The following is a 24,593-nucleotide window of genomic DNA, read 5'->3' as shown; positions in this document are numbered from 1 at the left end:
GTCCACCCTAACTCAAGTGCGATTTTTGGTCGTTTGCTGGTCGATCCAGTCTTCTATAGCGGTTTTTCGAAACCGCCAGCTTCCCCCGACCTTGAAGCCAGGGATTTTCCCTTCGGCGGCCAGACGATAGGTTGTCTTCTCCGCCAGCTTCAGGTACTCGGCCACTTCCTTCAGGGTCATTATGTCTTCAGGCATTTCACCGGCCCCTATTTTGAGCTTGAGAGAATAGGGGAAAATCGGGAAATCAACAATCGCGACCTGACCTCACGACAGTGAGGCTAGAACGCCTTTGGCGTACTTCACCTCAGCCGAATTGAACATGAGAGATCAGCTTCGCCTGCGCGGTGAGCTGTGTGAACTCACAATCAAGAAAGTGCCTCATGCTGTTGGAACCTCTGCAAGGACTAGGGCCCGCCTGAAGTTGTCTCAGGAAGGCTGCCTATGGGAAATCGCCTTGGCGTATTTCGGCCCTGAAAAGCTGCTGGAAACGATTGTAGAACTGGGGAGCGGTGCCGGCCCGCCCTCTCAGCCAACCGTCGAACATCTGTCCACCGAAACACTATCTGCGGATGTCGTGAATATACTGAAAATTGCCCAGGTGCGAGCCGGGGCCCTAGTTCCTGGTCGCCTGCCTGTACCAGGTGTTGTCACGTTGTACGCCAGGCACGCAAGCGACCTTGCCGATGGCATCCTGGCACGACTGCCGAGAAGTGAGCTCACACGAGCTATGCGAGGATCGCAGTTAGAAGTCCAACTCGGCCTGTGACGTCCATCTGCGGCAGGGAGAAGTGATGTGACGATTGATCATCGACTGCGGATCCTGGAGATCGCGAAGCGCAGAGCTCTGTGGACACTTACCGACCTACAACCTGGAGATCCTCGCACTGAAAGGGTGCTGGCTGAACTCGAGGAGGTTGACCAGGGCCTGCAAGACGTCGTGAGCGGTGATCAGCTCTCGACCCAGGAACTCGCCGATGTCGTCATCACGAAGCTCCACAACGGCGTTCAGCTGATTGTCGAGGACAGCATCCCTGAGCCATGGCTGCAGCGCTTCCGAGCGGCGAGTGTTGGATCTACACGCCTGGCAGAAGGACACTAGCCCTCCTCACACCTATTGTTGATGCCTACGTGAAGGCGCTTGATCACGAGAAGAAGATGGATTTTTATGACATGATCAACAAAGCCAATCAGTACGTGCTCGACGGCAGCTTCAAAAGCCCTTGGAAATACATCATCATTGATGAGTTCCAGGACATCGCGAAGTCTCGCGCGGAGCTGGTGAGAGCCCTGCGCAAAGGCCAAGAGGACGTATCGCTCTTCTGTGTAGGTGACGACTGGCAGTCGATCTTCAGGTTCACTGGCAGCGACATCAGCTTCACCGCCGACTTCGAAAAGATCTTTGGTGCAACCCAGGCCACGGAGCTCAAAAAAAACGTTCCGTTTCAACAGCATGATCGGTGAAGTAGCAAGTCGCTTCATCATGCAGAACAGCCGGCAGATGCCCAAGAACATCGAGCCCCATACCGTGGCGGATTCACCCACTGTGTCATTGGTTAGGGCACCAATGGGGAATGACACAGCCAAGGCCGAGGTTATTCAGCGCACTGTCGAGCGCGTAAGCCAAATAGCGAATGCCGGCTCCTCCGTCTATTTCCTAGCAAGGTTCAAGCACGGCGCCTTCGGTGTTAACCATGGTAGGTCGTGGGCTAGCGTCTGACCTACCGCTTGACGGATAAAGGTAAATTTAGATTCAGGAGAAAGATAGCCGCCGTTGTCTTCTCGAAGAATAAGCTTTCCGATGTCTTCCAACGCCACCAGCTTTATTTCATGGCCGAAATCGGTCAGGAACACTTTGGCGTACCGTAGAATACTCAAGGCACGGTTTGTCAGGGTGTTATCTAAATCGAACAGAATGGCTCGTGGGTACATAATTTTTCCTTCAGACTCCAAATGCAGTAGCCGCAGCTGAACCCTATCGTCCGGCACGCACGTATTCAAGGAGCAGCTACCGCATAGGTGGACATCGCCATCTTGCTATGCAATGTGCATTCACCGGACGCTTACGCCCTAAACGCCTGACCAAGCTGAAAACGCCACAATAGGGAAAAGGAATTTTGGATCGATCCAAGCCCAAAACGAAAAAAGCGTGGCCGTTCAATTTCTGCTGCTGAACGTCCTTGTGCCACGGCCTCGTTATGGCTCAAATCGGCGTAACCATCGAGCTGCCTTTCCGTGAAGCGCGGAAGAGCTGGAGCGTAGTCATGTGCAGTGAGTGCGACCACAGGGTTGATCAGACAGTGCAAAGGCAACTCTCGCGCACTCAGTGCTGAGCGGTGGAGCTTCCTTGAGCACCAATACCTGCCCAATCACATACGACATAGCGGCTGTTCAGTGTCTGTACGACCAGATATCCATGCTTCACTTCAGAAGCCAAGATGAACGAAGTAAGTATTGGATCACCGTCGTCGAAGCGCTTCTCACGGTCACCGAAAACAATCCCTTTCAGGAAAAGCTCTCCAGTGCCGTACTCAACAGAAGTCAGGTAAGCAGTGATATCCCATCCAAAATCGATTTGCATTGCCTTGATCACGCTGCTGGGCATAGTAGCTAAAGGTGCATCGACGATCCTGGATGAGGAAAGCGGTGTTCTGCGTTTGACCATGTAAAATCTCATGTGCTGGTGACAACCATCTCGCAAGCTTCAATGCGAGAAGAACGGTTACTGTATGGGCTGGCCAGCAACAGGCGATTGAGTATGCGCACGATAACCTCAAGCCATGTCTAACCCGAGGAGCGCCCTACATGAGCATTCCACCTATTTCTAGCTATTACGAAACTCTTCTAAATGCTCCCGTATTCTCCGTCGACCCCATCGGTCTCCGGCAGAGCCAGCGCTGGCAACTGATCGTTGATGACATCCACCACAGCACTTCTATAGATGATCTGCGAGAAGCTCGGGGCAAAGCCGAAGGTTACATTCGAGGACTAGTAGATGCTGGACACCTCTCCAACGACCGGATCCGTGATTACAAAATTCTGAGTAGCATTCACCGGCGCCGAACATTGCTCTCGGAGGCTTAGGCAGCATCGTTCGTCCAGCGCACGGAGGCGTCTAGCTACGTTGTTTGAATCAGCTCCGCAATGAGCGCTCGCATGCTCGCCCTTCCGTCTCCCTTCTTGAATGACGTCAGCACGTACCTTCCTTCTTCTGTCGTGATCAGCCAGTACCGCCCTACCTTCTTCAAGTGGTGGATTGGGGACGTTTGCAGAATGTGGCCATCCGCGCGTTGCTCGAACTGTCCCGGATCGACGTGACCAAAAACGATGCCGGCAGCGCACTCCGACGTGATAAAGACATCGCTCAAGTAAGCAGTGACAGGTGGCGAGTACTTGTAAGCCATCGCTCGTAAGATCCGCTTGAGCTGAAAATCCGACAGGCTCTTGCCGTGGTACTCGATGTTGATCTCAGCTGACATCAGCTCTTCCTTTTTCAAAACTGACATTGCCCGCTCCTGCAGGCGTAACCCTGTCAAACCTCTATGGCGAAGTCCGGCGAAAAACCAGTGCACTCTCCTGGATAGCCCCGAGGGTTTGAAATGACCCGGCAGCCCGAGACGATTGTGTCGACTGCATGATGGGTATGACCGAAAATCCAAACATCGGCCTGGGCAACTAGGTCATGCCATTCGTTGAAGTACGCAGCACCCAAGTGACCTTCATGGCCATCGCCGGCCATCTCGCGGAGGGGGCAGTGATGCGTGATCACAACTGTCTTACCAGAAAAATCTTTGGCGAGCTCCGTGACCAGAAACTCTCGTGTGGCGATGTTCCGCGCTATGAGGTCGACAGGACGAAGCTTGCTGTAGCCCTCCCTGATGCGAATGCGCTTGAAGTCGCTCATCCCCTCCGCACACACCCTCATCGCGGCTTTGTAGTCCCCAGTCGCGGTGAAGTCTGTCCACGCTGTTGCTACCAAAAACCTGATGTCGCCGATGATCAGAGACTGGTTGTCCAGGATGTGCACATGCTCTGCCGCAGCTTCTCGCATCTTGGCCAGAGTTTTATCGAGGTGCCCCTTGTAGTACTCATGATTCCCGCACGCATAGATCACTGGGCATTTGAACGTCTCGTTCGCCCAGACTACCCCGCGACTACGCACCGAGATGTCGCCGGCCAACACGACTAAGTCAGCCTCTACCGCAGGAGGCTGAAAGTCTGCGAACTCCAGGTGTAGATCTGAGTAAATCAAAATTTTCATCGGGTCAGCAGGTTCCTGTTCGACGCTAATCGTGTCTCTGGAGCATCCACATGGGGCAGCAAATCAAAATCAAGATCGAGACCTCGGTCATTCGGCTTTAGCCGCCTACGGTCGAGAGACTCGAATCACTCAAGTCCACCCCAGGCTCGACGCATATCGTCTTCATCTGCGATTCCCTCATCATCTAATCGCAGACGTTCAATCAGCTCTGCTCGAAGCTCTTCGAGGCTAACTTGGCCATCCACGTAGCGCTGCAACTGAATAAGGAGCTCGGCAGCAATCCGCCGTCCGTCCAGAGCTAGACAAGCGATTTCTGCTGCCACAGCCTCACGACGGTGTGCGCGCTCGATCTCATCGATTTCCATGTGCCTCCCACGGCGGTTAGCCAAAGCCGCCATAGGAACGGAAGCCTGGCTATCAGCACTACTTGAAGGCTTTACTGAAACGCTGAGAGAGCGATGCCGCATCAATCGCAGCCCAACTCTCCGGATCGTTACTCAACCTGACCCAGTTGATCGCCACTCCCACCATCACCAACCCAGCCAGGATCCCTTCCCAGAACGCCCAAACAAAGGTGGTTCGAACAAGGTAATCAGGATCGACGCTTCCGGTCAGTAGGTGGATCGGATAAGGAGAAAGGAAGCATCCGGCAATGAACGCCAAGATCATCAAAGGCACTGCGTAGACCATTAGCATCACCGGCACCTTGATCTGATACTGCTTCGCCGCCACCATCTTGCCGTTCGGCCCCTTCATGGCATAGATGGTGGCCTTGTTCTTCATCTTGTCCTTATTCTTGGTGAAGATGCCGTACAGGGTCACACGCTCTCCTGCCTCGAGCTCTTCGTAAATTTTTCCTGGTAGCAAAACCTCCGGCAACACCTGCCCGTCGATGACGATCCGGGCAGTGACTGCTCCCGGCTCGGTAGCGGTGACGCGTGGTTTATCGATCACTCCAGTGACCTGCCTGCAATCGAATCTAATCAAAACGTGCTCCTGCAATTATTGAGCGCGCAGTCAAACGCACCGCCTGAATGGCAGCCGTGTTTAAAGGTGCTGAAACAGCTACGCGCGAAACGAGAAAACGGTATTCAGTGCCGCTTGCTTCCTAAGACCATCACCTAGCAGTAGGGAGAAGGTGCCATTGGACTCAAAATGCTCCCTCTCAAAATTGTTGCCATAAACCCTCCAACATTCGCTGCATCAACTCGGTGCGCTCGTGTAGACCTCACCTGCTTTAGTGATGAACTCGTAGACCGGGCTGCTCTCAGTACCTGGCTTAATGCGTATTTCCGAAAGCAACTCCATCGAGACCCCTGCACGCTTCGTCATGGAAGTAGGTGCGAGAAGCTGAATATGATTCACATTAAGTGCTTCAGGCCCCTGCCCTGCGCAAAGAAGATCAAGCTCTTTCACGTCTGACACCAACCGCACCCATGGGCCAAAGCAGCCGTCAACCAGCCCGCAACCCTCCACGAGGAAGTAGTAGCTAACAGGATTGAGCTCAACCGCTTTCCAGAGCAGCCGTTCACTGTCAGCAGCCTTGAAACGACCTTTCAGCGCGTCTCCATTGGTTACAAACACCTTCACTACCTCGTTATCGACACATGTTGCCAGAGAGAGGAAACCGGGAATTGATGCTTAAACCTGGCATAGCTCGTTTCTAGCTCTGACCCGCTAGGAGATCTTGGCTTAGCGACCCACCGGCTTGCTGCGCTTCCGCGTTCTGGGGAAGCTTGATTTCTGCGGTTATCCACCTGCGGTACCTCATTTAGCGCTGCTGCGGAAAGGTCTGACGGTGTCTTACCGACCAGCTCTGCCTCAACGCAGCGCTCTAGGGTCATCCGACAATACGAATAATACACTGATTCAGCGTTTATTCGTAAAGACTGGATGTGGCTATATCCTGACTTTTGAGCGAGTCATGGATCTCAGAACCGCTTTCGCAGGAGTGCTGCGCGCACTCCGCCTTGTCCGTGGAGCCCGTTATGCCGATCTCTCGGACGCCACGCACCGCCGCAAAATCGCTGAACTTGAGAACGCTCAAACAAGCGTCACCCTCGAGCAGTTCGACGCTCTCGCAGAATCCCTAGGTCTTGATGCGATTGCCCTAATGGCGTTGTGCGTGTCTGTGCGTGAAGGCGTCGTGCCACGCGAAAAGATTCTCGACTCGATGGCCAAGCTGACCGACTTCGTGGCCGCCGGTGGGATCGAGTTGATTCGGGAGCAATTCGACGCCTCCGGTTCTCTGATCAAGAGGTCTCGTGGGAGACCACTGCACGCTGACAATGAGAAGGCGGTGCTCGCGCTTAAGGCTGAAGGTCTCTCACCTCAACAAGCTGCAACTAGGTTGGGGCTGGCCCTGACGTCGGTGATGGAGTATTGGAAAAAATGACCAGCTAAGAGGTGCCTCACACGTGGTGATCCTTGGGATAAGGGCGATGGTGTCCACGTATTTTTAGGTGGACACCATCGCCCTTAATGCTGGGATTCTGAAGGTGTATTCGCTAGCCGCTTACATCAGTTTGGCGAAGCGGCCATCACCATGAGCCAGGCCCGCTTCCTCCATCAGACGCGGTAGACGCAGGCAGCGCACGCCGTGGCCATCGCGGCAGGCCTTATGGGCCAGGGCGCAGGCGAACCAGGTCTTACCAACTCCCCAAAGCCAACGCAGGAGTAGCGAACACCTACATGACGTCGGACGAGCCACAATCGCACCTGCCAAGTTCACTTTATCGCCAGCCATCAATTGGCCAGTTAAAGAAAAAACACCTTATTTTTCAATGCTTTACAAAAGTCAATGGATTTATTTTTTATTTCCGCCCTTGAATTCATTTTTTCAAAACGGAGTATATATATTTGAAACCAACCTATAAGCTAAAACCTCATCCTCTCGCCAAGCATTCACAGCGGCGATGATTACGATCCATCGCTCAATTAATGATAAGACATGGTGTACCCTGCTGGACTGGTCAGGTTCAGGTTCAGGTTTTGCACTCAGTTTTTTCCGTCGCCGATTATGAAGTACCCCAAAGCTAACGACTGGGGCAGAGCTAATCGTTTCTTCGTCCGTAGGACGCCTACGCTTTCTCTTTGGCATCAAACAAAGTCGCTATTTTTTGGGATAGCCACGCCCGTAATTTGAGAATTGACAACTTGTCAAAAACCTACATTTGGGACGCATAAGCGATGATGCCGGCTTAAAGAGTATAGAATAAACATACTCACTAAGAGAAAGAACTGACAACACGCTAACAAGTCAGTGTTTTTTTCGTTGACATCCATATCCTTAGCAAGCACCATAAGCCCAAGCTGACCTGTTTAGAAACGCATACTGAAAATCGATAAAACCAAAAGCTAGAGATCCCATTTTCTAACGACCAACAATTACGCACCCCACTCCACCTTAGTTGCCCATGGAGACTTTGCGGCGTGCCAATTATAAATACTAAATTTCATGCGTCAGCCTAAAAGCCTTAAGACAAAGAAATATTTAGTTGCAGCCATAGTACAGGATGGAAACGGCTCATCGTAACTCAGTGCTACAACCGACCGGGTACGCGCACTGAATCGCATATGAGATATTCAATGGCCGTCGCTAAAAAGATCCAACTGACACCTACCCCGGACACAGTCCGTAGCAGTTGGGTAAGACAAGAACTCCTTCCTGTAATTTTCGGCATTAGCACGGAGGCCGCAAGAAAATATCGATCACAAGGAAAATGGTTGCAAGGTAAACATTGGCGTCGAGACCCTGCCAACCGTGTCGTCTATAACACAATCGAAATTGAACTCTGGCTTGGAGGTAATTAAATGGCTTTGGTATGGCCACGTGGAATCGAGTTGAATGGACGGCAGATTCGAATTTCCTTTATGTATGAGGGGAAACGCTACAAAGAACCTATCGGAAATGAGACCGTTGATCAGGCGTCAATAAAGTATGCCGAAGCAAAGCGCAACACCATTTTATCTGAAATAAAGAACAACAGATTTAACTATGCTGCCCACTTCCCCAATTCGCGGCGTGTACTGCCAAAGAAAGACGAAAAATCTAAAAGGACAGTAGCTCAAGGTGTAGAGCGCTATTTGGAAGTTCAAATGGCACGACACGCAACCACAACCGGGAAAAACTATGCATACAAAGCCAAGCACCTGCTGGACAAGTTTGGCTCTGACTGCATAGCGGACATCTGCAGGTCTGATCTACAACTGTTTCAGACCGGGCTATTGAAAACATTGTCACCAAAGTCTGTGAATGATGTTTTCACAATTGTCAGGGGTGTGTGGGACGACGCTCATTCTGACGGTGTTATTTCGATCAATCCATGCAAAATGATCAAAAACATCAAGCAAGACAAGGACGACGACAGCGCTGACCCCTTCACTCGCGATGAGATGGAAAAGATCTCAGTGATTCGTGAGTCCAGGGCGCAGGACGTCAACATGATCTTGTTCAATTGCTGGACGGGATTGTCAGTGTCTGAACTCATTGCGCTGTGCTGGGATGACGTAGACCTTGAGACCGGTACGATCTACGTGAGGGCGGCGCGAGTCGAGGGGGAGTACAAAGTACCGAAGGAGTCTGTTCGGGCTCGTAAGATTGAGCTGATTGACCCAGCGCTGGAGTATCTGAAGAAACACTGGGAATTCACCGGCCACCTCCCACCTGTTGCTCTTGAGATCACGCAACGGGACAACAACACCACGCGCCTGATGCATCTCAAACTGGTATTCCGAAACTCCGTGAGCATGAAGCCCTGGTACGGAAATAGCTTGAACCGCTGGTTCACTAGCCACCTAAAAAACGTAGGTGTGAGACATCGCGGCGTTAACCAGTGCAGGCATACATTCGCAAGCCAAGCGATCAGCTCTTATGTGCCGCTTGAGTGGATTGCGCGTCAGCTTGGGCACACCGACACGACGATGGTGAAGAAGCATTATGGTCGCTTCCTACCGTCAGAGACGCGGAGCATGGCAGCGATGGTGTCGCAGATGATGGGGTTCCGCGACAAGCCTGAAGCGGCCTAGAGCGGACTGGAGGGACGTGATTTTGTACTAATTTTGTCCTAACGCTGACTCCAGAAACAAAAAACCCCCGAAATACTCAATGATTTCAGGGGCTTCTCGTTAACGAATGTGGCGGTGAAGAAGGGATTTGAACCCTTGATACGATTTCTCGTATACACACTTTCCAGGCGTGCTCCTTCGACCACTCGGACACTTCACCGTTTCTCTTCAAGCCGTGCGGCCCGTCGAGGTGCGCTAATTTAGTGAAAGACATTCCCTTTGGCAAGCACTTTTTTCAAATTTTTCATGTATTTGCATTTGAGGCGCGGTGAACGCTGACCGACCAGTCAGCCTTGCTGCTTTACCTGGCCTCTGGCGCTGGGTAACGTCGTCGCCACGCCAACAAAAGGACTCTGCCATGAGCGAGCTGATTACCTACCACGCCGAAGACGGCATCGCCACCCTGACCCTGAACAACGGCAAGGTCAACGCCATCTCGCCGGACGTCATCACTGCCTTCAACGCAGCGCTGGACCGCGCCACCGAAGAGCGTGCGGTGGTGATCATCACCGGGCAGCCGGGCATTCTGTCGGGCGGTTACGACCTCAAGGTGATGACCAGCGGGCCGAAAGAGGCCATCGGCCTGGTCACTGCCGGCTCCACCCTGGCCCGCCGCTTGCTGTCGCACCCGTTCCCAGTCGTGGTCGCCTGCCCAGGCAATGCCGTGGCCAAAGGTGCCTTCCTGCTGCTGTCAGCCGACTACCGCATTGGCGTGGAAGGCCCGTACAAGGTGTGCCTGAACGAAGTGCAGATCGGCATGACCATGCACCATGCTGGCATTGAACTGGCTCGCGACCGCCTGCGCCGCTCGGCCTTCCACCGCTCGGTGATCAATGCCGAAGTGTTTGACCCACAGGGTGCGGTGGATGCCGGCTTCCTCGACAAGGTCGTGCCGGCCGAGCAGTTGCAGGACGCGGCGTTGGCCGCCGCGCGGGAACTGAAGAAGCTGAACATGCTGGCGCACAAGAACACCAAGCTGAAAGTGCGCAAAGGGCTGCTGGAGGCGCTGGACAAGGCAATCGAGCTGGACCAGCACCATATGGGCTGACCGCACCGGCCCCTTTCGCGGGTAAACCCGCGAAAGGGGCATACGCCAAGGTTTGCCCCAGCCAGTGCACATCCGTACACTCCCCGGCGACTGTCTGGTGTGAGCCGTACCATGCTTTATTCATTGCGCATGCTTTTGCTGGCGCTGCATTTTCTTGCCGTTGGCGCCGTGGGCCTGCTCATTGGCCTGTGCCGCCCGTTCAACCCCGACAACAGCCGCCTGTTCGCCCACCTCTACAGCTTGCCGGCCACCTGGCTGATGCGCATCAAGGTCAAGGCTGAGGTCGGCCCGCTGTGGGACCAACCGCCCGGCTGTGTGATCGTTGCCAACCACCAGTCCAACTTCGACCTGTTCGTACTGGGCCAGGTGGTGCCGCAACGCACCGTGGCCATCGGCAAGAAAAGCCTGGGCTGGATCCCGCTGTTCGGCCAGCTGTTCTGGCTGGGCGGCAACGTGCTGATAGACCGCAAGAATGCCTACCAGGCGCGCAAGGCCATGCAGAAAACCACCCGTGTTCTGCAGAACGACACCTCGATCTGGATTTTCCCCGAAGGCACCCGCAATGCCGGTGAGCGTTTGCTGGCGTTCAAGAAAGGCGCGTTTCACATGGCCATCGAGGCCGGTGTGCCGATCGTGCCGGTATGCGTCAGCCGCTATGCCGGGCGCCTGAGCCTGAACAGCTGGCACCCACGCACGGTGATCGTGCGCTCGCTGCCACCGATTGCCACGGCGGGCATGACCCTGCAGGACCTGCCGCAACTGATCGAGCAGTGTCGGGGGCAGATGCAGCAGTGCATTGACCGCATGGAAAACGAGCTGGCCTGATCCGGGTTGCTCTTGAGCCGGGTACAGACCAAGCTGTACCCGTGTTCAACCGGAATAAGCGGACAACCATGGGGCGAGTCGTGGCATCGGCGGTGTACAGCGCCGGCAGAAAGGTCACCAACATCAGCATCGACGAAGGCAGCGAGTGGGCCCGCAAGCCGGGGCATTTCGTGTGGATCGGCCTGGAAGAGCCCAACGCCGAGGAACTGGCCAACTTGCAGTGCCAGTTCAACCTGCACGAACTGGCCATCGAAGATGCCCTGGAAAAGCACAGCCGGCCCAAGCTTGAAACCTTCGGCGACGCGCTGTTCATCGTCACCTATTCGCCAGTGCGCCACGAGGGCAAGCTGGAGTTCATCGAAACCCATATCTTCGCTGGCAACGGCTATATCATCACCTGCCGCAACGGCCACTCCAAATCCTACGCCATGGTTCGCCAGCGCTGCGAGGCGCGGCCATTGCTGCTGGAGCACGGCGAAGACTTCGTGCTGTATGCCCTGCTCGACTTCGTGACCGAGAACTACCAGCCGGTCAGCGAGGCCATTCATGGCGAGATCGAAGAGCTGGAGCAAAGCGTGCTGGGTGGTTCGCTGCAGGAGGATGACATCCGTCGCCTGCACAGCCTGCGCCGCGATATCCTGCGCCTGCGCCGCTACGTGGCACCGATGGTGGAAGTGAGCGAAGAACTGCAGCGGCTGAACTTTCCATTCATCGACAAGAACATGCGCCCGTACTTCCGTGATGTGCAGATCCATGTGACGCGGCAGATGGAGGACCTGGCCGGCATCCGCGACATCGCCAGCCAGACCATCGAGATCGGCATGCTGCTGGAGTCGTCACGGCAGAGCATCGTGCAGCGCAAGTTCGCAGCCTGGGCGGCGATCCTGGCGTTCCCCACGGCCATTGCCGGGGTTTACGGAATGAACTTCCAGAATATGCCGGAGCTGAGCTGGCACTATGGGTACTTTGCGGTGCTAGGGGTGATAGCGGCGGGGTGCACAGGGTTGTATGCCAGTTTCAAGAAGTCGGGCTGGCTTTGAAATTGTCGGGGCCGCGTCGCGGCCCCTTTGCCATCATGCAGCGGTATCTTTGCTCGCCGGCTGCTGGATAAAGCGCAGCATCCACTCCCCCACCAGGTCGCCCTGGTGCTCGGTGGCCAGGCTGGCCACAGCCTTGTGGTACACCTCGTCACCCAGGTAGTCCTGGCGCGCATCGAGCAGCGCGCGGGAGTAGTCATGCACGAACTCCGGGTGGCCCTGGAAGCACAGCACCTGGTCGCGAATGTGGTACGCCGCGTTCGGGCAGAAATCGCTGGAGGCAATCACCGTCGCGCCTTCCGGCAGCTCGGTCACCTGGTCCTGGTGGCTGATCAGCAAGGTCAGCTCCGACACCTCCGGGTCCATCCACGGCGCATGCGCCGCCAGCGAGTAGCGATGGATGCCCACGCCCCAGCCTTTTTCGGCCCGCTCGGCCTTGCCACCCAGGGTCAAGGCCAGCAACTGATGGCCAAAACACACACCCAGCAGCTTCTCACCGCGCTCGTACAACTTGAGCAGGTAGGCCTTGAGGGTTTGGATCCACGGGTCGGTTCCGAACGAATCGGCTTTGCTGCCCGTCACAAGGTAGGCATCGAACACTTCGTTGTCGGCGGGGTAGTCGCCCTTCATCACGTTATACACACGGAATTCGGCGGCGATCGGCTGACGCGAGAAGAGCTGCTCGAACATCCTGCCGTAGCCCTGATACTGCGCGGTCAACTCCGGTCGCAGGACATCGGTTTCAAGGATGCAGACGCGTAACGACATAGGGGTAGTCCTGAACGACATGGGTGGGAATCTGCTGTAGAGACTGACGCGAAAGGCACGTACAAGCAAGTAGGCTGCACTGACGAACGGTCACATTTCGTCGGTGCGCCGCTGGCACTTGCGCCACCGTCTAGCCAGAGCATGCCAGCCAGCTGGCACATGGCCTCATAGCAAAACGAAATCATTGAATCTGGCCATTAGAACAAAGGGTTCTCAAACATGGATGACGCACACCCTACTGTTGGTTGTATATCCACGTTCAAGAGGCAAGCAGTTCAGGCGCCACACAACGCTACTGCGATCGACCCGAAACGCGACAAGGAAGCCAACGGGTATTCAGGAATAACAACAAGAAGGCGGTCCGCCATGTTCAGACAATCGAAACTTCGCCAAGCTGGGCTTATTCTCTTCGCCACGACTTTGCTGCTGATCCTGCCGAACCTCACACGTTTGTTCGGCTGAGTGCAGCGGTGGCGGCAATGGGGAGCACACAGGTAACCTGCTGACCTCGATGGTCGGAGATTGCCCATGCGCCACTGCCTTGCCCTGTTAGCGTTGCTCCTGAGCCTGCCACTGTCGGCGGCGCAACTGCACCTTGAACTGGGCGTCACTACGCGCCAGTGGAGCAGCGCCGAACTGCTTGACCACCCGCAAGCCCGGGATATCAGTATCGAGCAGGACGTTTCCTACAAACGCCCCATGCGCTACCGGGCAGTGCCGCTGGCCACACTGTTGGAGGGCGTGAACGCCAGCGATCACCTGCAGGCCGTGGCGCTGGATGGGTTTGCCGCCGAGATGCCCGCCGCACCACTGCTGCAGCAAGGGCCGGCACAGGCCTGGCTGGCCGTGGAAGACCCCGGCAAGCCGTGGCCGCCACTGGGCCAGGGCAAGCCAAGCGCGGGGCCGTTCTACCTGGTGTGGACTGCACCGGAGGCCAGCGGCATCCGGCCGGAACAGTGGCCGTTTCAGGTGTCCACTCTGCGCAAACTGGCCCCGGTGGAACAGCGTTTTCCCGCATTGCTGCCCGACCCGAAGCTGCCAGCCGACAACCCTGTGCGTCAGGGCTTTGCGTTGTTTCAGCAAAACTGCCTGGCATGCCACCGGCTGAACGGCGCGGGGGACGCGCAGGTGGGGCCGGATTTGAATGTGCCGCACAACCCGACCGAGTATTTTCAACCCGCCTATCTACGCAAGTTGATACGTGACCCGCAGAGCCTGCGACGGTGGCCGCAGGCGAAAATGCCTGGGTTTGCCGAGAGTGTTTTGAGCGAGCAGGAGTTGGATGCGCTGTTGGCCTATTTGGGGCATATGGCTGGGCGCAGGCCCTGAAGGCGGTGCGTGCTTCTTCGCAGGCAAGCCCGCGAAGAAGGCAACACAATACGTTCAGGCAATGGGCCGCTCTTGCTTGACGCCCCAACCTTCCACCTCTCCCCCATAAGGTGTCACCAGCTGCTCGAATGCCTCTTCGAAGTCACCGATCCCACCATGGGTGGCGTACATGACCTTGCTCAGTTCCAGGTGCCAGGCACCGTCACCCAGTTCCTTCACCTGGGCATTGAGCGATTCCCCGCGAAACTGCCCAGCTGCACGGCGGGCCCCTGTTTCATCCGGGAAAACGGCGTAGAACTCGATGGGGTGGACCTGGGTGAAGTCGAAACCGCCTGCTTTCATCTGGCGCAGGACGTTGCTGCTGATATCGTCGTTCTGGCTGCTCATGAATCGTCCTCCTGAATAAAGCAATGGATAGACTTTCCGTGCACTACGCACCTGCCGGCAGCGGCCGGGCAGTTCGAGCTGATGCAAGACGCGAATTGATGCAGTGCCCACCCACAGATCAGGCAAGCACCTTCCACCAGCGTAGTGCCTGCAAGAGCACCACGCAAACGTGTGGCTCAGAGCGCTTCGTGGATGCTGGTGATGGTCACGCCGCTATGCTCCTTGAGCCAGCGGGCGGTCGGGGAAATGGTGCGGTCCTGGAAGTCGTTGAGGTCCAGCTCGTCCATCACCGGAAACAGGTGCGAACGAATGGCCCGCGCGGCGTCCTCTTCGCTGGGGCAGTGCTCGGCCCGCAGCGTCATGGTGGACGGTTCGCCTTTCTGATCGGCAAAGATGACTTCCCACTCTTTCATTGAACGAGCCCTCTCAATTCAAGAACACCAGTTGGGTGATGCCTGAATAAGTGACCTTGGGGCTGAAGGAATGTTCAGTCCGCTTTAGCCGCGAATGGGCCGCATAGCGGCCCGGTTTACGGCCTTACTTAGGTGTGCCGTGCACGACACCGGCGGTGTTATCCAGCAGGCTCTTGGTCGCGGTCTGGATATACGCTTCCAGCTTCTTGAGCATTTCCGGCTGGTCTGGGCTTTCGATCAACTCGGCCTTGAACTCGCTGCCCAGCTGGTAGCGGTACATGCGCGGGGACATGTCCTTGGACTCGATCAGGATGCGGTCGCCCTGCACCAGGCCGACGATCTGTTCGCTGCCAGACGGTTTGATCATGCCAACGCCCTGGTCGCCCTCAGGCAGGTTGAGCAGGTCACGGCCCCAGCACTGATGACGGGTCTGGCCGCCCAGGCGGCCCATGATGGTCGGCACGATGTCGACCTGGGTACCCACCGTGTGGTTGACCGCACCAAACTTCTCCTGAATGCCCGGGGCAATCAGCAGCAGCGGTACGTTGAACCGGCCAAGGTCCAGCTCGGTGACCTGCTGGTGGTTGCCAAAGCCATGGTCGCCGACGATGACGAACAGGGTGTCCTTGAAGTAAGGCTCTTTACGCGCCTTCTCGAAGAACTGGCCCAGCGCCCAGTCCGAATAGCGCATGGCGGTCAAGTGCTCGTCCAGGCGGCCCTGGCCAGTCACCTTCTCTACCGGCAGGTCTTTGGGCAGCGCATAGGGCGTGTGGTTGGACAGCGTCTGCAGCAGCGCGTAGATCGGCTTCTTGCCGTCGTGCTTGGCCAGTTCCTCGTTGCCGCGGTCGAACATGTCCTGGTCAGACACACCCCAGGTCGGGTCGGAGAACACCGGGTTCACGAAGTCGTTACGGCCGATGAAGGTGGTCATGCCCTGGTTACCGAAGAAACCGGACTGGTTGTCCCAGGCAAAGTCGCCGTTGTAGACATACACGTCGTCGTAATCACGGGCGCTGAGCAAGGCCGGCAGGCCAGACAGCTTGTGGCCGCCTTCCGGGGTCTGCATCAGGTATTCGAAACCTGGCAGGTTGGGGAAGCAGGCCATGGTGGCGAACATGCCCTGGTGGGTATGGGTGCCATTGGAGAAGAAGCGGTCGAACAGCAGGCCCTCTTTGGCCAGCTTGTCGAAGTACGGGGTAATGTTGTTGGGGCTGCCCAGCGCGCCTACCGAGTGGCCGGCGAAGCTTTCCATCAGGATCACCACCACATTCTTGATCGGCAGGGTGCGCTCAGCCGGCGGCACGAAGTCGCGGCGGATGGCTGCCTCGTCGGCATCGACCAAGGTGTCGTTGGCGGTCAGCAGCTGCTCGCGCACGCTTTGCGTGGCCACGTTCTGCTCCAGCACCGGCTTCCAGATATTGGCGCGGTCCTCGCCGAAGCGGCTCTTGGCAGCGTCGATCAGGGTCAGGGTGCCGTTCAGGCCCAGCTGGTTGACGAAGTTGGAGTCGGTGGTGAAGGCATCCCCCCAGCGCATCGGTGGCCCCTGGCGCAGGGTGCCACGGGCAGCGACCACGGCCACCAGCAAAATCACCATGAACACCGCCACGCGCTTGTACCACGGCGCCACGCGCTGCAGGCCATCGCCACGGGTCGCGCGGTCGATACCTTTGAACAGCAGGCTCAGCAGCCAAGTGCCGAAGGCCCAGGCCAGCAGGTAGCGCACCACCGGGAAACCGTACCAGAGCATGCTCATGACGGTTTTCGGGTCTTCCTTGATGTACTGGAACACCAGGCCGTTCAGGCGCTGGTGGAACTCGCGGTAGAAGTCCATTTCCATCAGGCCGAGGAACATCACCACGCTCGAGGCGAGGGTCAGCCAGAAACGGAACACGCCGCGCCGCGCCATGGCCCAAGGGCTGAGGATGGCCAGCAGCAGCGGAATGCTGATGTACACCACCACCCGCAGGTCGAAGCGCAAGCCGTTGACGAAGCCTTCGGCGACGGTCGAATAAGGGGTCTCGCCGATCATGTCGCTGTTGTAGACCAGCAGCGCCAGGCGCACGAGGCTGAGCATCAGCATGATCACCAGGCCGCTGAGCAGCGTGTAGGCCAGGTGGGATTTCAGGGTCGGCGAAAGCGACGTTCGCGCGCCCTGTTGCTTCAAGGCGTCCGTGTTAGCCATGAATGGGAAGGTCCTAGGATTGCGGTTTGCGAAGAGGCGGTGGCGCTAGACCAACGCAGCATTGTGCGGGTGCGGATTCTGTTTAAACCAATGTGAAAATTTTGTCACGGCCCCATTACCGCTTATGTCTGTTTCACCGCACCCGCAGCGAGCAACTCACATGGCTCAGATCCGCACATTCCCCCGCGGCCCGGCAATCGCCCAGATCACCAGCCCTACCACCGGCAGCAGGGCAATGAGCAGTATCCACAACACCTTGATGCCCACCTCGCTGCCACTCTTGATCACATTGAGGATGGCCCAGATATCCAGCGCCAGAATGATCAGCCCGACCAGGCTGTTGAATGTAGACCCCATGCCTAAACTCCTGTCCAGAGGCTTTGCTGCACAGCATAGTCAGCTATCGCGCCAATAGAAGGGAATCCTTGGCGATTGGCGCAGGTCCCTGAGTAGACTGCCAGTATTCATTGATTCGAGGTTCGCATGCCCCCCGCCCATAGCCAAAGCGCCGCTCCCTCCTCACTGCTGCACGCCTGGCGCCAGCAGGTTACCAGTACCCCTTGGCTCAGCGCCGGCCTGGGACTGAGCCTGCTGGCCGTGTGCGTGCTGCTGGCCGCCAGCTTCTGGAACGCAGTGAACGGCGACCATGCCGACAACCTGCACCTGGCCGTACTGGGCGGGCTGTCCGGTTTTGGCGCCACCGCGCTGGGCGCGGTGCTGGCGGTGGTGCTGCGCGATGTCAGCGCGCGTACCCAGGACGTGATGCTGGGCTTTGCCGCCGGCATGATGCTGGCCGCCAGCTCGTTTTCGTTGATTCTGCCGGGCCTGGACGCTGCCCGCGAGATCACCGGCAACGGCCCGGCTGCGGCGTTTACCGTCGTGTTGGGCATGGGCCTGGGGGTGCTGCTGATGCTGGGCCTGGACCGTTTCACCCCACATGAACACGAAAGCACCGGCCCGTGCGGCCCCGAAGCCGAGCGCATCAGCCGAGTCTGGTTGTTCGTGCTGGCGATTACCCTGCATAACCTGCCTGAAGGCATGGCGATTGGCGTGAGCTTTGCCAACGGCGATATGAACATCGGCCTGCCGCTGACCAGCGCCATTGCCATCCAGGACATCCCCGAGGGGCTGGCCGTGGCGTTGGCCTTGCGTGCCACGGGCCTGTCGAACCTGAAGGCCGCGCTGGTGGCGATAGGGTCGGGGCTGATGGAGCCGCTGGGGGCGGTGATCGGGCTGGGGATCTCGACCGGCTTTGCCCTCGCCTACCCCATCAGCATGGGGCTGGCGGCGGGGGCCATGATCTTTGTGGTAAGCCACGAGGTGATTCCCGAAACCCACCGCAACGGGCACCAGACAGCAGCGACCCTGGGGTTGATGGGTGGGTTTGCGGTGATGATGTTCCTGGATACCGCATTAGGCTGAGGCTAAACACCGGCCTGTAGGAGCGGCCTTGCGTCGCGATGGGGCGCGAAGCGGCCCCAGCATTTTCAGCTTCGCCGCATAAAATGCCGGGGCCGCTTCGCGGCCCTTTCGCGACACAAGGCCGCTCCTACAAGGAACCGCGCCAGGCTTTAGATGTGTACGGCGACTTTCAGGGCTTCCAAGGCCGGCTCGACCTTGATGCCCAGCTCTGCTCCCAGCTCCAGCACCCGCGCCAGGTCGTTCTGCCCCACCATCACCATCTGCAGTTCGTCGTCCAGCAGTTGGCTGAAGTTCAGCAGCACATAACCACCGGCCTCCTTGTTCAGCGCGCCCATCTGCACCTGGATGCGATTGAGCGCGGTCAGTGGCTCGGTACGGGCCAGCTGCTTGGGCTTGAGGGTAAACGGCACGCTGTTGTCGAACGAATCGCTGATCTGCTGGAACAGGTCCTGATAGCTGTCGGCCTGGAACACCACGGTGTCCGGCAGGCTGCCCAGCACCACCCATTCGCCCAGCGGGATCGGGAAGCTGTCGTCGTAATTGATATCAGGGTTGGCGGCCAGGAAGGCGACAGGGTCGGCGTAGGCCTCGGCGGCCTCGGCGGCGATGCGCTCGATGTCTGCCTCGCGCATGCAGCCGGCGCCAATGAGGCTGATGAATTCGAGCAACTGAGTTTTCATGAAAGGGGGCCTGCGACGGGTGAAAAGTCGCCAAGGATAGCCGCAAATGCCCCCAGGCGGTTAGCCGGCCAGCGCTTGCAGGCGTGCGGCGGCGTCCACCGCGCCCATGGTCTGGGCCGCCATCAGCGCCGTGGCGCCGCGTGCATCCTGGCGCGCCGGGTCGGCGCCCTGGGCCAACAAGTAGTCGATGATTTCGCTGCGGTTGAACATGGCTGCCAACATCAGCGCGGTACGCCCATCCTGCGCGGCGGCATCCACTGGCACACCGTGCTCAAGCAACAGGCGAATCATCGCCAGATCCCCCTTGAACGCTGCACCGGCAATAGGCAGTTGGCCGTTGTCGTTGGCAATCAATGGGTCGGCACCTTGCGCCAGCAACACGCGCACCGCGTCATGCTGGCCATGGTAACTGGCCAGCATCAGCAGGGTGTCGCCCTTGTGGTTACGCAGGTTGGGCGGCAGGCCACTGGCAAGCAGGCGCCCGAGCATGTCGGCGTCGCCCTGACGGGCACGTTCGAACACCTGCTCGGCGAATGCAGCGGCTTCGTCATCGTTCATGGTGGCGGGTGCGGTTTGGCTGGACATCGGGAACCTCCTGGCATATTTGATTGCCCAAGTTTTCGTCAGGCATGCCATTGCGGTCAAAGGTTCAGATTCTATAGGGCCGATAGGCAAATCCCGACCCGTGCAAAATGCACTGTGCAAAATGCACGACCATGCAGCCTGCACGATGCCGCTTCCGTAAATAACCCGTAAGAGCCTGTATTTACTGGGCTTTTCGCTAATCAGCGTTCTGGCACGGTCACTGCAACCATCAACTCACGTCTGCCCTACAACAGCCAGGAGTTGATATGGACCTCATCCAGCAAAAGTTCGTTTCGGTATTTTCGGCCTATCAGGTGAATACCCAAGCCCGCCCCGATGGCGGTGTGCTGCTTACCCTGCGCGCGGCGGATGGCAAGGTTACCCGCCGGGTGCTGACCTATGGGCAACTGCACAGTGCCGAACAGCTGTCCTGGGCGATCAGTGCCATCCGTCGCGACTTGGCCGAGCAGGCCAGTGAGTTGCCGGTGATTACCATGCTGCAGAGCCAACAGCGGTTTGCCTTGCCGACCTACCGTTGAATTTGAAACTGCCTGACATGGCCTCTTCGCGGGCTTGCCCGCAAAGAGGTCGGTAGGGCCACTACAGTTCGTCAATCCCCAAAAACGCCCGTGCAGCCACATCCCCGGTGAACCGCGCCTGCACGCCCTGCTCGCTGCCGTACAAGCGCAACGCCAGGCAAAACGGCGTGTCGCCCAGCTCAACCCAGCGCCGCGTCCCCGCCGGTATCACAAGCTGGTCACCTTTCTCGCACAGCACCGAATACACCCAGCCGCCCAACCGCAGGCCCACCTGCGCACGCCCTCCGACCACGGCAAACACCTCGTCGGCGTCATGCACATGCTCATCGCGCACATCGACCTGTACCGGGTCCTCACCGTCACGGTTCAACAGCACGAACGCCTTGCTGCCATGCCCCGTCATCAACTGGTCCAGGTATGCACGGCAAGCGCCCAGCACCTCATCCTGGGCCGTACCGGGGCGCACCCGCAGGCCATGCTCGGCATGGGCAAAGCGCACTCCGTGCTCGGCCAATGTGGCAGCGATGTCATCGTGGTGAGTCAGCACCTTGTTCGGCAGTGCCGGGCTGTCGGGGTGGAAAACGCTGAGAATACTCATCAGGGGCGGGTCCTGGTCGATTGCGAACGAAGGGCAATGATAACGGCTGCGGCCAAGGCTGCGGCACTGGCCATACCAAAGGTGAAGGTGGGGCCCAACAGCTTCCAGCTGTAGCCTGAGTACAACGCCCCCAGCGCACCGCCGGTACCCGACAGCGCCGCGTACAGCGCCTGGCCCTGACCCTGCTGACGGGCGCCGAAGCTGGCCTGCACAAAGGCAATGCTGGCGGCATGGAAGCAGCCGAAAGTGGCCGCATGCAGCAACTGGGCGAATATCAGCACGGCCGGCTCACCTGCCAGATTGCCCAGCAACAACCAGCGTATGGCCGCCAGCAGGAAGCTGGCCAGCAACACCCGCTGCACGCTGAAACGGGCGAACAGGCGGCTCATGACCATGAACATCAGCACCTCGGCCACTACCCCCAGCGCCCACAACAGGCCAATGGCACCGCGCGTGTAGCCCAGGTGCTCCAGGTGCAGGGTAAGGAACGTGTAATACGGCCCGTGGCTGAGCTGCATCAACGCCACGCAGGCGTAGAACGCCAGCACCCCCGGGGCACGCAACTGCTGCAGGAAGCCACCCGCGCCGCTGCGCTCGCCCTGCTCCAGCGGCTGGGCATTGGGTACCCACAGGCTGGCGGCGACGATGCCAGCCATGATCGTGACCAGCGCCACCGGGTAGATATCCAGGCTCAGCCATTCGAACAAGCGGCCCAGGCCAACTACCGTGAGAATGAAGCCAATCGAGCCCCACAGGCGCACCTGGCTGTAGCGCGACGTTTGCCCGTGCAGGTGGGCCAGGGTGATGACTTCGAACTGCGGCAGCACCGCATGCCAGAAGAACGCGTGCAGGGCCATCACCAGTGCCAGCCAGGCGTAGCTTTTGCCGAAGAAGATCAGGGCGAAGGTGGCCAGTGTCGACAACGCGCCCAACCGCACGATCAACAACCGCTGGCCGGTACGGTCGCCCAGCCAGCCCCACAGGTTGGGGGCGATGCAGCGCATCAGCATGGGGATGGCCACCAGCTCGCCGATGCGTGCCGGGGAAAAACCCAGGTGGTCGAAGTACAGCGCCAGGAAGGGGGCGGTGGAGCCTAGCAGGGCGAAGTAGAACAGGTAGAAGCTGGACAAGCGCCAGTAGGGGATGGGCTGCATGAGATAGCCTTGTGGCGACCTGCATCGGCCTCTTCGCGGCGGTTAGACGCCGCGAGGAGGCCGGCACGGGTGGATCAGAGCTGGCCCAGCACCGGGGTATTCACCTTCACATCGGCATTTTGCGCGCGGTGGCGCAGCAGGTGGTCCATCAGCGCGATGGCCATCATCGCCTCGGCGATCGGCGTGGCACGGATGCCCACGCACGGGTCGTGGCGGCCTTTGGTGATGACGTCCACCGGGTTGCCGTCGATATCGATCGAGCGGCCTGGGGTGGTGATGCTGGAAGTGGGTTTCAACGCCAGGTGGGCAACGATCGGCTGGCCCGAGGAGATGCCACCCAGGATGCCGCCAGCGTTGTTGCTGAGGAAGCCTTGCGGGGTCAGCTCGTCACGGTGTTCGGTGCCGCGCTGGGCAACGCTGGCGAAACCGGCGCCGATTTCCACACCTTTGACCGCGTTGATGCTCATCAGTGCATGGGCCAGTTCCGCGTCCAGGCGGTCGAAGATCGGCTCACCCAGGCCAGGCATGACACCTTCGGCGACCACGGTGATCTTGGCGCCCACCGAGTCCTGGTCACGGCGCAACTGGTCCATGTAGGCCTCAAGCTCTGGCACTTTGTCCGGGTCGGGGCTGAAGAAGGCGTTCTGCTCCACCGATTCCCAGGTTTTGAACGGGATTTCGATCGGGCCCAGCTGGCTCATGTAGCCGCGCACGGTGATGCCCTGGCTGGCCAGGTACTTCTTGGCGATAGCACCGGCCGCCACGCGCATGGCGGTTTCACGGGCCGAGCTGCGGCCACCGCCACGGTAGTCGCGAACGCCGTACTTGTGATGGTAGGTGTAGTCGGCGTGGGCCGGGCGGAACAGGTCCTTGATGGCCGAGTAGTCCTTGGACTTCTGGTCGGTGTTGCGGATCAGCAGGCCGATCGAGCAGCCGGTGGTGCGGCCTTCGAACACGCCGGAGAGGATTTCCACCTCGTCGGCTTCCTGGCGCTGGGTGGTGTGACGGCTGGTGCCGGGCTTGCGCCGGTCGAGGTCGTGCTGCAGGTCGGCGAGGGAAATTTCCAGGCCCGGTGGGCATCCATCGACAATGGCGACCAACGCCGGACCATGGCTCTCGCCAGCGGTGGTGACAGTGAACAGCTTGCCGTAGGTATTGCCGGACATGGACGCTCCGCGAAATCTGCCTGAAATGGACGAAAAGCAGGCAGTATACAGATGGATGGGTTGTCTGTGCTGGCCTTCGAACCTTCCCGCAAACATTGGGTCAAAGCACCATCTCCCCATGTAGTACCGCATGATGCCGCGCCTCGTCGCTTTCCTCTTCCTGCTGTGCACCGGCCTGGCCCAGGCCGCCGCACCCACCGTACTGCAACGCCCGATCGACCTGGACACCGGCCAAGGCGTGTTGCACGGCAGCCTGCTGCTGCCACAACAGGCCACGCCGCCGCCGGTGGTACTGATCATTGCCGGCTCCGGCCCCACCGACCGTGACGGCAACAACCCGGCCTCGGGCAGGGTCGACAACCTCAAGCGCCTGGCCCTGCTGTTGGCCAACGAGCACATCGCCAGCGTGCGCTACGACAAGCGCGGCGTGGCCGCCAGCCAGCCGGCCACACCTGACGAGCGTGACCTCAGCGTGGAGCGCTATGTAGCCGATGTGGTCGCCTGGAGCCACAAGCTCAAAGCCGACCCGCGCTTCGGCCCGCTGATCCTCATCGGCCACAGCGAAGGGGCACTGATCGCCAGCCTGGCCGCCGAACAGGCCGGTGCCAGCGCGGTGATCACCCTGGCCGGCAGCGGCCGGCCTATGGCCGACGTATTGCGCGAGCAACTGGCCCTGCGCCTGCCCCCGGCGCAACTGGCCGGTGGCAGCGCCCTGCTCGACCGCTTGCAGGCCGGGCAAACCAGCCTCGAAGTGCCGGCACCCTTGCGCCAGGTGTTTCGCCCCAGCGTGCAGCCGTACCTGATCTCGCTGTTCCAGCAAAACCCGGCAGCCGCCTTTGCCCGCCTGCCCATGCCCGCGCTGATCGTGCAGGGGCGCAACGATGTGCAGGTGGACGTGGCAGACGCCCAACGGCTGAAGGCGGCCAAGCCGGACGCGCAGCTGGTGCTGATCGACGGCATGAACCACATGCTGCGCATCAGCCCCAAAAGCATGAGCCAGCAGCGCGACAGCTACCTCAATCCCGAACTGCCGCTGGCGCGCGAGCTGGGTGAGCGAATTGTGACGTTCATCCAGCATTTGCCTTCGGCGTGAGGCAATGGGGCTCAGGTCTCGGGCAAGCCTGCCGATACAGCA

31 protein-coding genes, 1 tRNA gene and 1 pseudogene are annotated in these 24,593 nt (G+C 58.7%); 13 read left to right on the top strand and 20 right to left on the bottom strand.

Annotated features, from left to right (window positions below; all coding sequences use genetic code 11):
* Positions 1-12 precede the first annotated feature (12 nt).
* Entirely contained in the window at positions 13-180 is a 168-nt protein-coding gene (locus APH35_RS05305; RefSeq protein ID WP_374701315.1) for a helix-turn-helix domain-containing protein, read from the bottom strand.
* Positions 181-793: 613 nt separating this feature from the next.
* Here APH35_RS05305 and APH35_RS28120 point away from each other — a divergent pair.
* Both APH35_RS28120 and APH35_RS29255 read left to right on the top strand, forming a co-directional pair.
* Complete coding sequence (locus APH35_RS28120; protein WP_256213718.1) at positions 794-1,099, top strand: hypothetical protein; 306 nt, start codon at positions 794-796, stop codon at positions 1,097-1,099.
* Positions 1,100-1,155: 56 nt separating this feature from the next.
* Positions 1,156-1,461, top strand: a complete 306-nt coding sequence (locus tag APH35_RS29255; RefSeq protein ID WP_060514329.1) for a UvrD-helicase domain-containing protein — start codon at positions 1,156-1,158, stop codon at positions 1,459-1,461.
* A 186-nt stretch (positions 1,462-1,647) separates the two neighbouring features.
* Here APH35_RS29255 and APH35_RS28955 read toward each other — a convergent pair whose 3' ends face one another.
* On the bottom strand, positions 1,648-1,929 hold the full coding sequence (locus tag APH35_RS28955; RefSeq protein WP_060514328.1) for a hypothetical protein: 282 nt from the start codon (positions 1,927-1,929) through the stop codon (positions 1,648-1,650).
* Positions 1,930-2,320: 391 nt separating this feature from the next.
* Positions 2,321-2,662: a hypothetical protein gene (locus APH35_RS05280; protein WP_256213717.1), complete on the bottom strand. Its 342-nt coding sequence runs from the start codon at positions 2,660-2,662 to the stop codon at positions 2,321-2,323.
* 140 nt (positions 2,663-2,802) lie between these two features.
* On the opposite strand from APH35_RS05280, the gene APH35_RS28110 reads away from it, so the two are divergent.
* Complete coding sequence (locus APH35_RS28110) at positions 2,803-3,081, top strand: hypothetical protein (RefSeq protein ID WP_082425696.1); 279 nt, start codon at positions 2,803-2,805, stop codon at positions 3,079-3,081.
* Positions 3,082-3,116: 35 nt separating this feature from the next.
* Here the strand turns inward: APH35_RS28110 and APH35_RS05275 are convergent, their stop codons facing one another.
* The 5 genes from APH35_RS05275 to APH35_RS05255 all read right to left on the bottom strand — a co-directional run bounded on the left by APH35_RS05275 (position 3,117) and on the right by APH35_RS05255 (position 5,842).
* Positions 3,117-3,503, bottom strand: a complete 387-nt coding sequence (locus tag APH35_RS05275) for a hypothetical protein (protein WP_256213716.1) — start codon at positions 3,501-3,503, stop codon at positions 3,117-3,119.
* A gap of 26 nt (positions 3,504-3,529) precedes the next feature.
* Positions 3,530-4,258, bottom strand: coding sequence for a metallophosphoesterase (locus APH35_RS05270; RefSeq protein ID WP_060514326.1), 729 nt, complete (start codon positions 4,256-4,258; stop codon positions 3,530-3,532).
* 125 nt (positions 4,259-4,383) lie between these two features.
* On the bottom strand, positions 4,384-4,623 hold the full coding sequence (locus APH35_RS05265) for an antitoxin VbhA family protein (protein WP_156341195.1): 240 nt from the start codon (positions 4,621-4,623) through the stop codon (positions 4,384-4,386).
* 58 nt (positions 4,624-4,681) lie between these two features.
* Positions 4,682-5,212, bottom strand: a complete 531-nt coding sequence (locus tag APH35_RS05260) for a hypothetical protein (protein ID WP_256213715.1) — start codon at positions 5,210-5,212, stop codon at positions 4,682-4,684.
* Positions 5,213-5,461: 249 nt separating this feature from the next.
* Positions 5,462-5,842: a hypothetical protein gene (locus APH35_RS05255; RefSeq protein WP_060514323.1), complete on the bottom strand. Its 381-nt coding sequence runs from the start codon at positions 5,840-5,842 to the stop codon at positions 5,462-5,464.
* Between the two features lie 340 nt (positions 5,843-6,182).
* On the opposite strand from APH35_RS05255, the gene APH35_RS05250 reads away from it, so the two are divergent.
* On the top strand, positions 6,183-6,653 hold the full coding sequence (locus tag APH35_RS05250; RefSeq protein ID WP_060514322.1) for a helix-turn-helix domain-containing protein: 471 nt from the start codon (positions 6,183-6,185) through the stop codon (positions 6,651-6,653).
* A gap of 123 nt (positions 6,654-6,776) precedes the next feature.
* Here the strand turns inward: APH35_RS05250 and APH35_RS28105 are convergent.
* Positions 6,777-6,917: pseudogene (locus APH35_RS28105) on the bottom strand (ATP-binding protein); the annotation flags it as partial.
* A 929-nt stretch (positions 6,918-7,846) separates the two neighbouring features.
* Here APH35_RS28105 and APH35_RS29250 point away from each other — a divergent pair.
* Positions 7,847-8,071, top strand: a complete 225-nt coding sequence (locus tag APH35_RS29250) for a DNA-binding protein (protein ID WP_082425694.1) — start codon at positions 7,847-7,849, stop codon at positions 8,069-8,071.
* Complete coding sequence (locus APH35_RS05245) at positions 8,072-9,286, top strand: Arm DNA-binding domain-containing protein (protein WP_060514321.1); 1,215 nt, start codon at positions 8,072-8,074, stop codon at positions 9,284-9,286.
* Between the two features lie 109 nt (positions 9,287-9,395).
* Here the strand turns inward: APH35_RS05245 and APH35_RS05240 are convergent.
* A tRNA-Ser gene (locus tag APH35_RS05240) sits at positions 9,396-9,485 on the bottom strand.
* A gap of 198 nt (positions 9,486-9,683) precedes the next feature.
* On the opposite strand from APH35_RS05240, the gene APH35_RS05235 reads away from it, so the two are divergent.
* From APH35_RS05235 to APH35_RS05225, 3 genes are all read left to right on the top strand, one after another.
* The gene (locus APH35_RS05235) at positions 9,684-10,373 is read left to right on the top strand and encodes a crotonase/enoyl-CoA hydratase family protein (protein ID WP_012271099.1); all 690 of its coding nucleotides are present in this window, start codon (positions 9,684-9,686) and stop codon (positions 10,371-10,373) included.
* Between the two features lie 111 nt (positions 10,374-10,484).
* Positions 10,485-11,198 carry a lysophospholipid acyltransferase family protein gene (locus APH35_RS05230; protein ID WP_012271098.1) on the top strand — a complete coding sequence of 238 codons (714 nt, stop codon included), beginning with the start codon at positions 10,485-10,487 and terminating at the stop codon, positions 11,196-11,198.
* Positions 11,199-11,266: 68 nt separating this feature from the next.
* Positions 11,267-12,238 (top strand): magnesium and cobalt transport protein CorA, encoded by a 972-nt coding sequence (locus tag APH35_RS05225; RefSeq protein WP_012271097.1) that lies wholly within the window; start codon positions 11,267-11,269, stop codon positions 12,236-12,238.
* 33 nt (positions 12,239-12,271) lie between these two features.
* Here the strand turns inward: APH35_RS05225 and APH35_RS05220 are convergent, their stop codons facing one another.
* Positions 12,272-13,003: an amidotransferase gene (locus APH35_RS05220; protein WP_060514320.1), complete on the bottom strand. Its 732-nt coding sequence runs from the start codon at positions 13,001-13,003 to the stop codon at positions 12,272-12,274.
* 528 nt (positions 13,004-13,531) lie between these two features.
* On the opposite strand from APH35_RS05220, the gene APH35_RS05215 reads away from it, so the two are divergent.
* Positions 13,532-14,332, top strand: coding sequence for a cytochrome c (locus APH35_RS05215; RefSeq protein WP_060514319.1), 801 nt, complete (start codon positions 13,532-13,534; stop codon positions 14,330-14,332).
* Between the two features lie 54 nt (positions 14,333-14,386).
* Here APH35_RS05215 and APH35_RS05210 read toward each other — a convergent pair whose 3' ends face one another.
* The 4 genes from APH35_RS05210 to APH35_RS05195 all read right to left on the bottom strand — a co-directional run bounded on the left by APH35_RS05210 (position 14,387) and on the right by APH35_RS05195 (position 17,671).
* Positions 14,387-14,719 (bottom strand): ribonuclease E inhibitor RraB, encoded by a 333-nt coding sequence (locus APH35_RS05210; protein WP_012271094.1) that lies wholly within the window; start codon positions 14,717-14,719, stop codon positions 14,387-14,389.
* Positions 14,720-14,895: 176 nt separating this feature from the next.
* On the bottom strand, positions 14,896-15,132 hold the full coding sequence (locus APH35_RS05205) for a hypothetical protein (protein ID WP_060494576.1): 237 nt from the start codon (positions 15,130-15,132) through the stop codon (positions 14,896-14,898).
* Positions 15,133-15,256: 124 nt separating this feature from the next.
* On the bottom strand, positions 15,257-17,314 hold the full coding sequence (locus tag APH35_RS05200; protein WP_012271092.1) for an LTA synthase family protein: 2,058 nt from the start codon (positions 17,312-17,314) through the stop codon (positions 15,257-15,259).
* Between the two features lie 165 nt (positions 17,315-17,479).
* Positions 17,480-17,671 carry a PLDc N-terminal domain-containing protein gene (locus tag APH35_RS05195; RefSeq protein WP_012271091.1) on the bottom strand — a complete coding sequence of 64 codons (192 nt, stop codon included), beginning with the start codon at positions 17,669-17,671 and terminating at the stop codon, positions 17,480-17,482.
* A 126-nt stretch (positions 17,672-17,797) separates the two neighbouring features.
* On the opposite strand from APH35_RS05195, the gene APH35_RS05190 reads away from it, so the two are divergent.
* Positions 17,798-18,736, top strand: coding sequence for a ZIP family metal transporter (locus APH35_RS05190; RefSeq protein ID WP_012271090.1), 939 nt, complete (start codon positions 17,798-17,800; stop codon positions 18,734-18,736).
* Between the two features lie 149 nt (positions 18,737-18,885).
* Here the strand turns inward: APH35_RS05190 and APH35_RS05185 are convergent, their stop codons facing one another.
* Positions 18,886-19,416, bottom strand: a complete 531-nt coding sequence (locus APH35_RS05185) for a hypothetical protein (RefSeq protein ID WP_012271089.1) — start codon at positions 19,414-19,416, stop codon at positions 18,886-18,888.
* A 60-nt stretch (positions 19,417-19,476) separates the two neighbouring features.
* Positions 19,477-20,001, bottom strand: coding sequence for an ankyrin repeat domain-containing protein (locus tag APH35_RS05180; protein ID WP_012271088.1), 525 nt, complete (start codon positions 19,999-20,001; stop codon positions 19,477-19,479).
* A gap of 266 nt (positions 20,002-20,267) precedes the next feature.
* Here APH35_RS05180 and APH35_RS05175 point away from each other — a divergent pair, with 266 nt between their 5' ends.
* Positions 20,268-20,540, top strand: coding sequence for a DUF3509 domain-containing protein (locus APH35_RS05175; RefSeq protein ID WP_012271087.1), 273 nt, complete (start codon positions 20,268-20,270; stop codon positions 20,538-20,540).
* Positions 20,541-20,601: 61 nt separating this feature from the next.
* On the opposite strand, the gene APH35_RS05170 is transcribed toward APH35_RS05175, so the two are convergent.
* The 3 genes from APH35_RS05170 to aroC all read right to left on the bottom strand — a co-directional run bounded on the left by APH35_RS05170 (position 20,602) and on the right by aroC (position 23,458).
* Entirely contained in the window at positions 20,602-21,138 is a 537-nt protein-coding gene (locus APH35_RS05170) for an oxidase (RefSeq protein ID WP_060514318.1), read from the bottom strand.
* A complete protein-coding gene (locus tag APH35_RS05165; protein WP_060494578.1) occupies positions 21,138-22,292 on the bottom strand; it encodes an MFS transporter in 1,155 nt (384 codons plus the stop codon). The genes APH35_RS05170 and APH35_RS05165 overlap by 1 nt, the downstream gene beginning before the upstream one ends.
* Positions 22,293-22,366: 74 nt before the next feature.
* Entirely contained in the window at positions 22,367-23,458 is a 1,092-nt protein-coding gene (aroC, locus tag APH35_RS05160; protein ID WP_012271084.1) for a chorismate synthase, read from the bottom strand.
* A 130-nt stretch (positions 23,459-23,588) separates the two neighbouring features.
* On the opposite strand from aroC, the gene APH35_RS05155 reads away from it, so the two are divergent.
* Positions 23,589-24,551, top strand: a complete 963-nt coding sequence (locus APH35_RS05155) for an alpha/beta hydrolase (protein ID WP_060494580.1) — start codon at positions 23,589-23,591, stop codon at positions 24,549-24,551.
* Positions 24,552-24,593: the final 42 nt, after the last annotated feature.

Source organism: Pseudomonas sp. NBRC 111132, from assembly GCF_001320565.1.
GTDB classification, from domain to species: Bacteria; Pseudomonadota; Gammaproteobacteria; order Pseudomonadales; family Pseudomonadaceae; genus Aquipseudomonas; species Aquipseudomonas putida_P.
The sequence above is the reverse complement of the archived record's forward strand: the minus strand, read 5'-3'. Positions and strand labels throughout refer to the sequence as shown.